This window comes from Rhodococcus sp. JS3073 (assembly GCF_026810085.1).
Taxonomy (GTDB): Bacteria; Actinomycetota; Actinomycetes; order Mycobacteriales; family Mycobacteriaceae; genus Rhodococcus_F; species Rhodococcus_F wratislaviensis.
The window spans coordinates 7,938,554-7,951,735 of record NZ_CP113951.1; the positions used below are offsets into that span (position 1 = coordinate 7,938,554).

Consider the following 13,182-nt stretch of genomic DNA (forward strand, 5'->3'; position numbering starts at 1 on the left):
TGACCGCGTTCAGCCCAGTTCGGTCGACGGCCAGATTATCCTCGATTCAGTAGGCGAGGTGGGTGATGAGCCGATTCAAGGCACCAGATGCCGGTCCGAGGTGACAGATGGCCGAGACCGATCCGGGGGCAACACAGCGCGACCAGACTCCAGACATCGCCACGGAGCTGGCGGCGGAGGGGTGCGAGTTCGCCACCGAGATCGGACGGGGCGGCTTCGGGGTGGTGTACCGCTGCGAAGAGCGGACTCTCGATCGCGTCGTCGCGGTCAAGGTGCTCACCACCTATCACGACTCGGAAGGCGTGGCCCGCTTTCTCCGTGAGCAAAAAGCAATGGGACGCCTGTCCGGGCACCCCAACATAGTCACGATTTATCGCGTCGGAACGACGGGCGCCGGCCAACCGTACCTCGTCATGCACTACCACGAGCCGGGCTCCCTCCAGGCACTGATCGAGTCGGGTCCGATTTCCTGGACCCGTGTCCTGCACCTCGGGATCAAGGTGGCCGACGCGCTCGATGCCGCCCACCAGCAATCCATCTTGCACCGAGACATCAAACCCGCGAACATCTTGATCGACACCTTCGGAGAGCCGCAGCTGACAGATTTCGGCATCGCCCGCATCACCGGCGGATTCGAGACCACGGCGGGCGTGGTCACCGGATCACCCGCCTACACCGACCCCGACGTTCTGCTCGGGCATCCCCCCAGCCCAACCGGCGACATCTATAGCCTCGGAGCGACCCTGTTCAGCGCGCTCACCGGACACGCGGCCTTCGAACGGCGCAGCGGTGAGCCTCTGATCGCTCAGTTCCGGCGCATCACAAATCCGACCGGTCCCTTACTACGTGACTTGCGGGGAGACATCCCCGAGGAACTCTGCACTGCGATCGAGCATGCCATGGACCGCGATCGCGGCAACCGTCCCAGCGCGGCAGCCGAGTTTGCGGACCAGTTACGCCGCGTCCACCACAACTCCGAGAGCAGCGCACCCGAGGGGATCGCGCCAGAATTGAGCGCCGACCCGGAACACAATTCATCAGCATCCGGTTTCCAATCCCCGTCACCGCACTCGCGGACGCCGACACCCTCCGGTCGGTACTCGGCACCTCCCACGCCCGCCACCAGATTCCGACCACCACCACCGAGCCGCACCCTGGTCTCCCGTGCCCGCCTGATGCAGGCTCTCCACACCGATCGACGGCAGCGCCTGGCCGTGATTCACGCACCCACCGGCTACGGAAAAAGCACCACGGCGGCACAGTGGCTCCGTCAGCTCGCCGACGAGGGCATCGCCACCGCATGGTTGACCGTCGACCGAGACGACAACAATCCGCTGTGGTTCCTCGCACATCTCATCGAAGCCGTCACCACCGCATTGCCGGCCGTGGCGACCGACTTGCGGGACACCTTCGAAGCACACGGTGACCACGCATGCCCGCACGTGCTGACAACGCTGATCAATACACTGCACGATCAGGACCAGCATCTGGCCCTCGTCGTCGACGACTGGCATCGGGTATCGGAACCCTCGAGTGTGGCGACGCTGACGTACCTACTGGACAACGGGTGCCACCACATCCAGGTCATCGTGACCAGTCGCAGCAAAACAGGACTGCCGATGAGCCGAATGCGCGTTCTCGACGAACTGGTCGAGATCGATTCGGCAGTACTGCGATTCGACGAAGAAGAAACACGCACCTTCCTCACCGAAACATCGGGAGTGGACCTGGCGACAAGTGACATCGCCAACCTGGCGAGGTCGACCGACGGGTGGGCCGCCGCCATCCAGCTGGCGTCGCTATCTCTGCGCTCGTCCGCGGACCCCGCCGGCTTCATCGAACACCTCTCGGGCCGCCACCAAGCGATCGGAGATTTCCTCGCCGAGAACGTCCTCGACTCCATCGACACGGACACACGCGCATTTCTGCTGGCCACCGCCATTCCCGACCGCATCTGCGCCGACCTCGCCTCGACGTTGACCGACGTGCGACGCGGACAGGCGATGCTCGAGCTGATCGAAGAACGCGACCTGTTCCTGCGCCGAGTCGACGACGAAGGACATTGGTTCCGCTACCACCACATGTTCGCCGAATTCCTGCGCGGCCGCCTCGACACCGACTTTCCCGGACGATCGGCGCAGTTGCATCGCTCCGCCTCCACCTGGTTCGCCGAGCACCACTTCCTCAGCGAAGCGGTCGATCACGCACTGCGTGTTGGCGATACGACCGGTGCGGTGGAACTGATCGAACGCGACGGGACGTATCTGCTCGAGCACTCGCAGATGTCGACGTTGCGTGGACTCGTCGACAAGCTGCCGATCGACAGCGCGGTATCGAATCCGCGGCTGCAGCTCGCCGCCGCCTGGTCGAACATCCTGCTCTACAACCCCGACCCGGCTCTGCAGGCACTCGACCGCGTCGATACCGCGCTCACCCACCGCAGCGACCCGGACACCCCCGCGCTGGCCGCCGAAGCGTCGGTGGTCAGAGCAGTCGTGGAATTGCGCGCCGACCGCGCCTCTCGCATCGACGACTTGGTGCGTCCGTGTCTCGATCGACCCGATGACCTCAGGCCGTGGGTCGTATCCGTCGCGGCGAACGTCGCGACGTTCGCCGCAATCTGCCGAGCGGACTATCGCGCCGCCTATGCCCTTCAGCAATGGGCCGCAACGTATCACCAGCGGAACAACGGACCGTACAACTCGGTGCACGGACACTGTTGGGTGGGTATAGCCGCCTTCGAACAACTCGACGTGAGCTTGGCGGAATCGAGTTTCCGAACCGCGATGAAGATCGCTCAGCAAGTGGATGGACGTCGGTCGTACACAGCTCGGCTGGCCGGGGGCCTGCTCGGTGAAGTTCTGTACGAGAAGGGTCAGATCGTCGAGGCCGAGCGACTGCTCGACGACGGATTCGACCTCGGACCACATGCGGGGGCCGTCGACTTGAAGATCACCCGGTACGTCGTCGGAGCCCGAATCAAGGCGATTCGCGGTGACCGTTCGGCGGCGGTTCAACGGCTGGACGAGGGCGCACGATTCTCCATGCAGATGCAGCTGCCGAGGCTCCACAGCGCCGTCGTCAACGAAGCGGCGCGCCTGGATCTCGTCCTGCCGTCCTCAGATGCACAACCTGCGGACCTCACCTATGCCGAACGCGCCGAGCAAGTGTCCGGTCTCGACGAGGCGATCGCGCAGTACCGGGAGGAGGCGGCAATCCGGGGATTGGTGCGAACCGGATCCCCGGCGAATACCGACCTCGCATGCCGGTGGGCCAGAGAGTGGGTAGAGCGCCTGGCGGACAGCGAACGCCACCGGGCCGCGCTGCGGGCCCGCCGACTGCTGGCCGGCTGCCTCGCCGCATCCGGCCGCAGCGAAGAGGCCGGAAAGGTGCTCACCGAGGTGATAGCCCGCTGCTCGCAGGCCGGGTTGGTGCGGTTCCTCGCCGACGGGGGCGAACACGTCATGGACACCCTCCAACACATCGTCGACACCGACCATCCACCAACTCATCCGCCGCGATCGTCGGACGTGCCCCGCGATTTCTTGTTTGCGGCGCTCGCGGCTGATGCCGGCCTGACGTGAGACCCCCTACCGCAGGGGTGACACCGCATCGTCGGTGTTGTGCTGAAGTGACCGCCGGGCCACGGTTCCCGCGGCAGAGAAGAGGATCAGGCCCGCCCCGATGGCGAGCCAGAGGGCTGCCGTAAGCATGCCGATGCCAAATCCCCACGGGCTGATCCCCGAAGCGAGTGCCGGACCGGCGCTGGCACCGAGGAAGGTAAAGGATCCGTACAGTGCCGTTGCGCCGCCCGTTTCTTCCGGATGTACTTGCGCCAGAAGTGATTCGACGATAGCCGAAGCCGCAATGGAGATGGCCGCTACAAGCACCAGCACCGTGATCGACAAGGTAACCAGGGAATCTGACAGAACCGATCCGCCCGCAGACATCGCCGCCACACCCATCGCCGCCGCGCCCCGGCGGGCCGGTCGGCACCGCCTCAGCACCTGACCCAGAAATGGAATGACGAGCAGCGCCGGCACGGTGGCCAATCGCAGCACCTGCAGGGCCTCGGGATTTCCGGCAATTGAAGGCGGCCCCACCAGCGAGATGGTGGTGAAGACGCTGACATACGCCCCGAGGAAAGTGGCTGCAGCACCGAACAGCGCGACCAGCCGCCACCTGCCCAGAATCGTCACCAGGACTCCGAAAAGCCGCGTACCACAGGGGTGGCCCCTCGGCCGCGCCCTCGGAACCAACGTAGCAACTGCCACGGTAGTCACCACGAGCGCGCCTGCGCCGACCACAAAGACCGCGCGCCAGCCAGCAGCAGCGGCGATCATCTGCGCAGCGACGGGAACGACCGCCGCAGCGGCGAGAAAACCGCTGGTCAAGCAGCTCAAAGCGAGTAGGCGGTGGCGCGGATCGATGCTCTCGGCGATATACGTGAACGCGGCCGGGGCGAAGGCGGCGGCTGCGCAGCCCTGCCCCGCGCGAGCGATCAACTCCAGAAGGAGCGTGGACGGCAGCGCTGCCAGAAGTGTGGTGACCGCGGCGGCGAACAGGCCGACAGTCATCACGGTATGCGGCCCGAACCGCGACGCCAGCGGCCCCGCGGCGAGGAAGCCGAGAGCATAGGCGACGCCGAACACAGTGGAGGTTGCCGTCACGTGCGCAGGGTCGACACGGAAGGTAGCGGCCATCTGCGGTAGTAGCGCCAGTACCGAGTACATCTGTCCCACAGCGGTGATGGCCGTAACGGTGAGAATGACGATTACTCGTCCGGATGGGGCATATCGATCCCGGACTACGTTGATCGGACCGATGTCGGTGTTCGGCTGTAGGCCCACACTGCCTCCTTCGTGCGTTCCTGATAGGTGAACAGGTGTGATGGTCGCGCCTATCGCTTCGTGGTGGCCCAGTAGCACACCGGGCACGGATCGTGGGCCCCATCAGCGGCTCCGGCGCAGGTCCATCCGGTAGCTGTAGCGGCGGGGATTGAGTCGCGAGGTGGTGAACTCGACCGGCCGCCCCCCGGCATCGTGGTACAGCCGCTCGATGAGCAAGACCGCGTCCCCCGCCGAGCATCCGATCAGTTCGCTCTCCGCCTCTTCGGCTTGAGTGGCGTGGATATTCTGAGTTGCGGAGACAATGCTCTCGGGTAGTAATCGCTCTGCCGATTGAATGATCGTGCTGTCGGTCTCCCACACTCCCCGCTCGATCACGCTGTCCGCCAATGAGGAAACCATGTAGTGCCGGGTCAAGGCGAAAGGCGCATGGTTGTAGCAGCGTTGGACGAGTGCGCAGCGGACGTCTGAGATATCCGCGCCGAGGTCGCGGGCGATCGCGGGCTCGCTCACTCCCCGTCGGAAAGGCTCGAGCAACCGGGTGGTGGTGCCGGGCCAGCTCATGATTTCGTCGAGCGATCCGATTGCGCGCTGGTAGCGACCTGAGTTCGTCTCGTGCCCAATCAAGTACGTGCCACTGCCCTGGATGCGGTGCACCATGCCCTCCTCGACCAGGTGACCGATCGCTTGTCGGATCGTGTGTCTGCTGACGCCGAAACTCTGCCGAAGTTGGTCTTCGGTGGGCAGCTTGTCTCCCACGGCGTACTCACCGCGTTCGGCTCGCCGCCGAAGTTGTTCGGCGACGAGCCGGTACGCGGGACGCCTGAGATACGAATGCGTCTCCACAATCACGCCTGTCTGTCATTTCCTCGCGGAGGGTGCTTCCTCGCTGAACAGCGACACCCCGCGGGTCTCGGGCAGATACCGCAGCAGAAGCACGAACGACAGCGCTGCAATCGCGACCAGGTAGAGAGCGGGGGCGACGACGAGCGCTGCCGCAGCTGCGATGGCGGTGGCGATGAACGGGCCGGGCCCGCCGATGAGGGCCTGCGCGACGTTGAAGCCGATCGAGCTACCCGTCACCCGCAGTCGGGCCGGGAAGAGCTCGACCATGAGAACGCCGAGCATGACATTGGCCAGGGCCTCGAAGGCCGCGAAAATCACCAGGCCGATCAGGGCGAGGTACCAGGTGCCGGTCGAGAGCAGAACGAAGCAGGGGACCGCGGTCAGCGCAATGCCACCGGCGCCGAGCAGCATCGTGCGTCGGCGACCGATACGGTCGCCGATCATCCCTGCCACGGGGCACATGCTCGAATAGATGAGCAACCCGAGCACCGCGAGTTCGAGGGCGGCGGACTTGGTCATGTGGACCTCGACAGTGAGGAAGGTGACCACGAAGGTTGCGAGGTAGTAGAAGCCGAGGCCGGTCACCGCGGTGCAGACGAACACCAGGAGGATTCCGGATCGGCTGTGCTTGCCGGCGTTGCGCAGGGGGGCGTGCTCGACCTCGTGAGCGCGCTGGAGCTCCTGGAATACGGGAGTGTCCTCGAGCCGGAGCCGGACGTAGAGGCCGAGGACGGCCAGCGGGCCGGCGACGAGGAAGGGGACGCGCCAACCCCAGGTCGTCATTTGATCGTCGGACAGCAGGGTGGTCAGCAGCAAGGTCACCGCACCTCCGGCCATGACCCCGATGCCGGCGCCGGCGGAGACCACACTGCTCCACAGCCCGCGTCGGCGGGCCGGTGCATATTCGACGAGGAAGGCAGCTGCGCCGGCGTACTCGCCACCCGCGGAGAATCCTTGGGCGCACCGAAGGAGCACCAGAAGAGCGGGAGCGGCAAGGCCGATCGTGGCGTAGGTCGGCAGGATGCCGATGCCGATGGTGCAGATACCCATGACGACGATTGCGAGTGAGAGCGCCGCGCGGCGACCGGCGCGATCGCCGAAGGCCCCGATCAGCACCCCCCCGAGCGGACGAAAGAGAAACGCGACGCCGAAAACGGCGAGGGAGGCCAACAGCGACGTAGTGGCGTTGCCGGACGGAAAGAAGAGCGCCCCGATGGTCGCGGCCAGAAACCCGTACACCGCGAAGTCGAACCACTCGAGGAAGTGGCCGATGCCCGCGGCGACGGCCACGCGTCGAGACACGTGGGGTGCCAGCGTCCCCGATGAGGTCAGCGCATCAGTCGTCGGTGCATCTCCCGGAATCGTGGGGGGTAACGGCGATACAGGGGGTGGGTTCGTCATCGAGGTCTCCTCGGGAAGCGTCGTGGACTTCTTTCGCCACGACGTGAATTTGGTCCTGCGGGAATCTGATCGGTCTTTTGGCGCGCCCATGATCCTCCGCCTGGCGGCTCGCAGTGAAGTGAGCCACAGTTGTACGGATGACTTGAAGCTAGTCAGGGTCGGTGCTTGCGTCAACCCCTCGCAAGTTGCGGTCCGGCCGCTGGGCGGGAACTGGCCGAGGAAAATGCTGTGAACTGGCTATTTAATGCCGACAGGTGTCTAGTCCATGGGCGGAACGGGAACGGGTCGGTTTCCATTCGCGTCGTGATTGACAGATGCAAGACTTCGCAATAGTGTCTCAAGTCATACGGACAAATTGTGGCGCCGGCGGGGATCGGATCCGCGTCCGCGGGCGGCTCCCACACGAACCGCAATTGACTTGTCTACGAATCACGGAAGGGAAGTGCGCATGTCTGGCAGCACGATCGCCGAACGACTCGGTGTCTTCGCCGCAGGTCTGGAGGTCGATGCGCTTCCACGGCCGGTCGTCGAGCGGACGACAGGGTGCCTCATTCACGCGTTGGCGGTGGGGATGGCCGGGTCTGCGGCCGGCTTCGGGCGACAGGCCGAGCAAGCCAGCCCTGGAGTGAGCTCGCCTCCGAACCTGGAGGGATACGCCCGCTCGCTGGTGACCGGGCAATGGCATCCGGCCTCGACGGCGGCCTTCATCAACGGAGTGCATCTCCATGCCCGGGCGCAGGAAGACACGCACGGTACTTTTCATCCGGGAGTGAGTGTCATCCCCGCAGCCCTGGCGGCCGCAGAGTCCAGCGCTGTCGACGGCCGGACCCTGCTGGCGGCGGTTGTCGCGGGTTACGAGGTGGGTATTGCACTGTCGGGGCCGCTCACGGACCTGACCACCCCGCCCTTTCGTGCGACGGCGGTCTTCGGGCCCGTGGCTGCCGCCGCTGCCGTCGGACGGATCCGCGGCCTGAGCGGCGAACGCATGACTTCCGCACTGGCGATCGCCGCATCGATCTCGGGTGGCACGTCCGAATCGTTCGGTGCGGGAACCGACGAGTGGCATTTCCAGTCGGGTATCGCGGCGACGAGCGGGCTGATGGCAGCGCAACTCGCCGAAACCGGTGTCGCGGGGTCCCGGACGGCGTTCGAAGCCGAAGCAGGATTCCTCGACTGCTTCTCGCGATCGCGGGATACGGCGGAAACACTCGCCCACGACCTCGGCCGGTCCTGGAACATCCTCGACGTCACCTTCAAGCCGTACCCGGTGTGTGCGTTCAATCAGGCACCGGCCATGCTCGCGGTGCGGCTGCACGAGTCCGGCCTCCGCGCCGACGAGGTCGCCTCGATCCGGCTGCGGATGAACGAACGCGAAGCCACCTATCCGGGCATGCCCTCGCGGGGGCCCTTCGCCAGCACCTCACAGACACTCATGAGCGCCAGATTCGCCTTCGCGACTGGCCTGGTCCACGGCGATATCACCTACGACCTGCTGCAACAGTTCACCGATCCCCAGGTGCTCGACCTCATCGGCAAGATCGACCTCGTCGCCGAGCCGGGACGCCCGGCGAAAACCGCACACGCCACCGTGGTCCAGATCGACGGCACCACGGTCCACGACGCCATCGAGGACTCCGATGCGATGCTGTCGTGGCACATGGACGGCGTCGTGCGCAATGCCGAACGCCTCGTGTCCGAAATTCCGTTGGCGGCAAAGGAATTGGAGACCTTTGTCGACAGCGTGGCCACGTTGCCGCAGGCGTCCTCCGTCGACCCGTTGATCCGGTCGGCATTGGCGGGAATCTCCGTCGGAACGTGAGGACGGCCTCCCCGCATCCTCCTTGATGTGCGCGGTACCTCGAAGCCGATACCGCGGCCCCAATTGACAGTGCCGGGCACTCGGTCCGGCCGTGAAACGAGAAAGAGCACTATGACCGAGAACGTCGTTGCCACCGCCGAGAGGCGAAACAGCGAACTCCAACACCGAAAGATGTACATCGACGGCGAATGGGTCGATGCGATTTCCGGTGAGGTTTTCGAGACCGTCAACCCATACAACGGGCAGGCCTGGGCCACTGCACCACTCGCCGGACCGGCCGACGTGAAGAAGGCCGTCGAGGCCGCACGCCGGGCGCTGTCCGGGCCGTGGGGATCGATGTCCGCGGCGCAGCGAGGTGTCCTTATCCGCAGGTTGGCGGCGCTGATCGAGCCCCACGCAGAGGAGCTCGCGCGCATCGAGACCACCGACAACGGCAAGGTCATCCGCGAGACACGCGGCCAGATGGCCGGGCTACCGGCGACCTACGAATTCTTCGCCGGCGCTGCCGACAAGATTTTCGGTGACACCATCTCCGCGCCCCAGACGAACTTCTTCACCTACACGCGCCGCGAGCCGATCGGCGTGGTCGCCGCAATCTTGCCCTGGAACAGCCCGCTGTTCCTGCTGGCGAGCAAGCTCGCGCCCGCCCTGGCCGCGGGTTGCACATTTGTCGCCAAGCCGGCCGAGCAGACGCCGTCGTCCACCCTCGAGTTCGCGAAACTCGTTGATGAAGCCGGTTTCCCGCCTGGAGTGTTCAACGTCGTCACCGGCGCCGGAGCCACTGGAGCCGCGCTGACCGCCGAACCCGGGGTGGACAAAGTCACCTTCACCGGATCGACTGCCACCGGAATCGCGGTCATGAAGAGCGCCGCCGACCACATCGCGGAGGTCACCCTCGAACTCGGCGGCAAGTCCCCGAACATCATCTTCCCCGATGCCGACATCGATGCGGCCGTCAATGGGGTGATGGCGGGAATCTTCGCCGCGACCGGTCAGACCTGCATCGCAGGAAGTCGGTTGCTGGTCCACGAATCGATCCGCGACGCCGTCGTCGAACGGCTCGCTCAACGCGCACCTCAGATCAAGATGGGTGATCCGCTCGACATCGAAACCGAAATGGGCCCCATCGCCTTCGCCGAGCAACTCGAGAAGGTTCGCTCTTACGTCGACCTCGGGGTCAGCGAAGGCGCCACGGTGGTGTGCGGCGGAGAGCGCCCGCAGGACACCGACCTGGCCGACGGGTACTTCTTCGAGCCCACCATCCTCAGCGGCGTCGACAATTCGATGCGCGTGGCACGGGAAGAAATCTTCGGGCCGGTGCTGTCGGTCATCACCTTCACCTCGGAAGAGGAGGCAGTCCAGATCGGCAACGACACGACCTACGGACTCGCCGCGGCGGTGTGGACCAAAGACATCCAACGCGCACACCGCGTGGCGCACCGCCTCGAGGCCGGCACGATCTGGGTCAACTCCTACCGTGTGCTCGCCAACAACGTCCCCTACGGCGGCTTCGGGCAGAGCGGCATCGGCCGCGAAAACGGCATAGAAGGCCTCGACGCGTACCTGCAGACCAAATCCATCTGGGTCGAACTCACCGGCGAAAGCCGCGACCCATTCAAACTCGGCTGAGCCCACGAGGAGAACAAACTGATGACTACCACCTTCGACATCCCCAAGACCAGCCGGGCGGCGGTGCTCACCAAGCACAGCGAGCCGCTCGAGATCCGCGAAATTCCCGTGCCTCAGACCCTCGAACCGGGCGCACTCCTGGTCCGAATCGAAGCTGCGACGGTGTGCGGATCGGACCTGCACCTGTGGGATGGCTCCCTCGGCGGCAGCCAGGCGCTGGATCTGCCCGTCATCCCCGGCCACGAAATGGTCGGCAAGGTGATCGCATTCGGTGACGGCGCCGAGCGGGACACCTTCGGTACACCGCTCGAGATCGGTGATCGCATCTGCTTCACCCACGCCTCGTGCAACCAGTGTGACCACTGCCGGTTCGACAATCAGCCCACCCTGTGCACCAACCGCCAGTACTACATGTTCACCAACTGCGAACGTCCCCCGTATCTGGTCGGCGGCTTCGCCGAATACGCCTACGTCTTCCCCAACTCGGGACGCGTGCGGGTGCCGGACGAGGTGGAAACCTCCTGGGCATCAGCGGCCAGCTGCGCGCTGCGAACGGTCGTGCACTCCTTCGAGCGCATCGGCAAGATGAACCCTTGGGAAACCGTCGTCATCCAGGGCGCCGGCCCGCTCGGTCTGTTCGCGACCGCCCTCGCCGATCACCTCGGCGCCGGGCGAATCATCACCATCGGCGCTCCCGACAACCGCCTGGCCATCGCCAAGCAATACGGCGCCACCGACCTCGTCTCCGTCGCCGAACACCCCGAACCCGAAGACCGGATCGCCGCGGTCCGCGACCTGCTCGGCGGCCACGGCGCCGAAGTCGTCTTCGAATTCTCCGGTGCACGCACCGCATTCCCGGAAGGTTTGGGAATGATCAAAGAAGGCGGCCGCTACATGGTGACCGGCCAGATCGACGGCCCCGGCAAGGAGGTTCCGGTCCGGCCCGGCTTCATCACCCGACAGCAGCTGACCATCATGGGGACCTGGTCCGGACACATCGCCGAGTACCGCAAGGCTCTCGAATTCATGAAGAACACGCACGGCAAGTACGACTTCGGTGCACTGGTCCCGAACCGGTACCGGCTCGACCAGGCCACCGAGGCGCTGACGCGGATGCGGGCGCAGGAGGACATCAAGCCGATGCTCGTCCCGCACGGAACCGAAGGAATCTGACGTGAGGCCCCTCGACGGCATTCGGGTGCTCGAGATGGGCCAGTACATCGCCGCCCCCTACTGCGCGATGATGCTGGCCGACCTGGGCGCGGAGGTCATCAAGATCGAGCGGCCCGACGGCGGCGATCCGCGCAGAATCTACGATCCGCTCGAGCAGACGGAGACCGGGTCCATGAGCGGCGGGTTCCTGAGCTACAACCGCAACAAGAAGTCCGTCACCCTGGACTTGAGCGCGGAGAGTGACCGAGCACGATACCGGGCCCTGGCGGCCACCGCCGACGTCGTGGTGGAGAACCTCCGCCCCGGGGCAGTCGACCGCATGGGAGTGGGATACGACTCGCTCAAGGAGATCAATCCACGCCTGATCTATTGCGCCATCAGCGGATACGGGAGGTTGTCGACACATCGGGGAGAATTCGCCGAACGACCGGCCTTCGACACCGCAATCCAGGCGATCGGAGGGCTGATGGCGGTGACCGGAGAACCGGGGGGCCCGCCGCTGCCGACGGTAACCGGCTTCGCGGACGTCTTCACTGCCGTGCAGGCCACCGTCAGCGTGCTCGCCGCTCTGCAGGGGCGCCAGCAGACCGGAGCGGGGGCATTCGTCGATCAGAGCATGTACGACTCGGTGGCGTCCCTGCTCGAACGCGAACTCATGCTGTGGGATTTCACGGGCGAGCATCGAGTGCGCGGGGTGGATCGTTATTCTCCACTCGGCGCACTCGAAGCCGAGGACGGGTACGTTGCACTGATTCTGCCAACCCACGAGATGTGGCGGCGGCTGTGTGTGGCAATCGAGCGACCCGACCTGCTCGAGCATCCGCTGCTGGACTCCGTCATGCACCGGGCCGAGAACTTCGCATCCGTGATCCGCCCCGAAGTCGAACGATGGACACGGTCCCGCACCCGCCGCGAGATCGTCGAACACTTCGCCGCGCACGGGCTTCCCGCCGGAGAAACCCAGACCATCGACGAGCTCTACCAGTGCCCACACCTCGACGCGCGGCGCATGTTCCTCGAGATCGACGATCTGCATGCCGGTCGCCGTCGGATGATCCGGACACCGTTCCTGACCGACACCTACGACGAACCGCGCACGGACTCCGCGCCCCAGCTCGGCGAGCACAACGACGAACTGCTTACGGAGGTGGAACCGACCACCGCCTGACGCACCCCGCCGACATGCGGGCGGCGCCGGGGCACCAGCACCGCCGCGATAAGGCCGACATCCGTATCGCGGTCGTGTTCTGGCGACGGCCATCCGTCGGCGGCCTGACTCCGGCGCCGGACGGACTGAGTATGGAGGTGTGATCGCAAGCGGTCACACCTCCATACTCGATTGATCAGTATCAATTTTCGCGCTACAAATGTCGAGATGGAGTCTGTCGCCACGAATACTCTGGTGTCGCAGTGAATCACCAACGCCGAGTGTCCCTTGTTGAAGATTCATCCGGACGAGCGCTAGTG

General features: G+C 65.3%; 8 protein-coding genes. 5 read left to right on the top strand and 3 right to left on the bottom strand.

Annotated elements, in window-relative coordinates:
• Window positions 1-107: 107 nt before the first annotated feature.
• Window positions 108-3,584: a serine/threonine-protein kinase gene (locus OYT95_RS36185; protein WP_268790345.1), complete on the top strand. Its 3,477-nt coding sequence runs from the start codon at window positions 108-110 to the stop codon at window positions 3,582-3,584.
• 6 nt (window positions 3,585-3,590) lie between these two features.
• On the opposite strand, the gene OYT95_RS36190 is transcribed toward OYT95_RS36185, so the two are convergent.
• From OYT95_RS36190 to OYT95_RS36200, 3 genes are all read right to left on the bottom strand, one after another.
• Complete coding sequence (locus tag OYT95_RS36190; protein ID WP_268790346.1) at window positions 3,591-4,850, bottom strand: MFS transporter; 1,260 nt, start codon at window positions 4,848-4,850, stop codon at window positions 3,591-3,593.
• Window positions 4,851-4,952: 102 nt separating this feature from the next.
• Window positions 4,953-5,606, bottom strand: a complete 654-nt coding sequence (locus tag OYT95_RS36195) for a GntR family transcriptional regulator (RefSeq protein WP_268790347.1) — start codon at window positions 5,604-5,606, stop codon at window positions 4,953-4,955.
• Between the two features lie 102 nt (window positions 5,607-5,708).
• A complete protein-coding gene (locus tag OYT95_RS36200; RefSeq protein ID WP_268790348.1) occupies window positions 5,709-7,094 on the bottom strand; it encodes an MFS transporter in 1,386 nt (461 codons plus the stop codon).
• Between the two features lie 448 nt (window positions 7,095-7,542).
• Between OYT95_RS36200 and OYT95_RS36205 the strand changes: the two genes are divergently transcribed.
• From OYT95_RS36205 to OYT95_RS36220, 4 genes are all read left to right on the top strand, one after another.
• A complete protein-coding gene (locus OYT95_RS36205; protein WP_268790349.1) occupies window positions 7,543-8,913 on the top strand; it encodes an MmgE/PrpD family protein in 1,371 nt (456 codons plus the stop codon).
• Window positions 8,914-9,024: 111 nt separating this feature from the next.
• Complete coding sequence (locus tag OYT95_RS36210; protein WP_268790350.1) at window positions 9,025-10,542, top strand: aldehyde dehydrogenase; 1,518 nt, start codon at window positions 9,025-9,027, stop codon at window positions 10,540-10,542.
• Window positions 10,543-10,563: 21 nt separating this feature from the next.
• Window positions 10,564-11,715, top strand: coding sequence for a zinc-binding dehydrogenase (locus OYT95_RS36215; protein WP_268790351.1), 1,152 nt, complete (start codon window positions 10,564-10,566; stop codon window positions 11,713-11,715).
• A gap of 1 nt (window position 11,716) precedes the next feature.
• The gene (locus OYT95_RS36220; RefSeq protein ID WP_268790352.1) at window positions 11,717-12,883 is read left to right on the top strand and encodes a CaiB/BaiF CoA transferase family protein; all 1,167 of its coding nucleotides are present in this window, start codon (window positions 11,717-11,719) and stop codon (window positions 12,881-12,883) included.
• Window positions 12,884-13,182 lie beyond the last annotated feature (299 nt).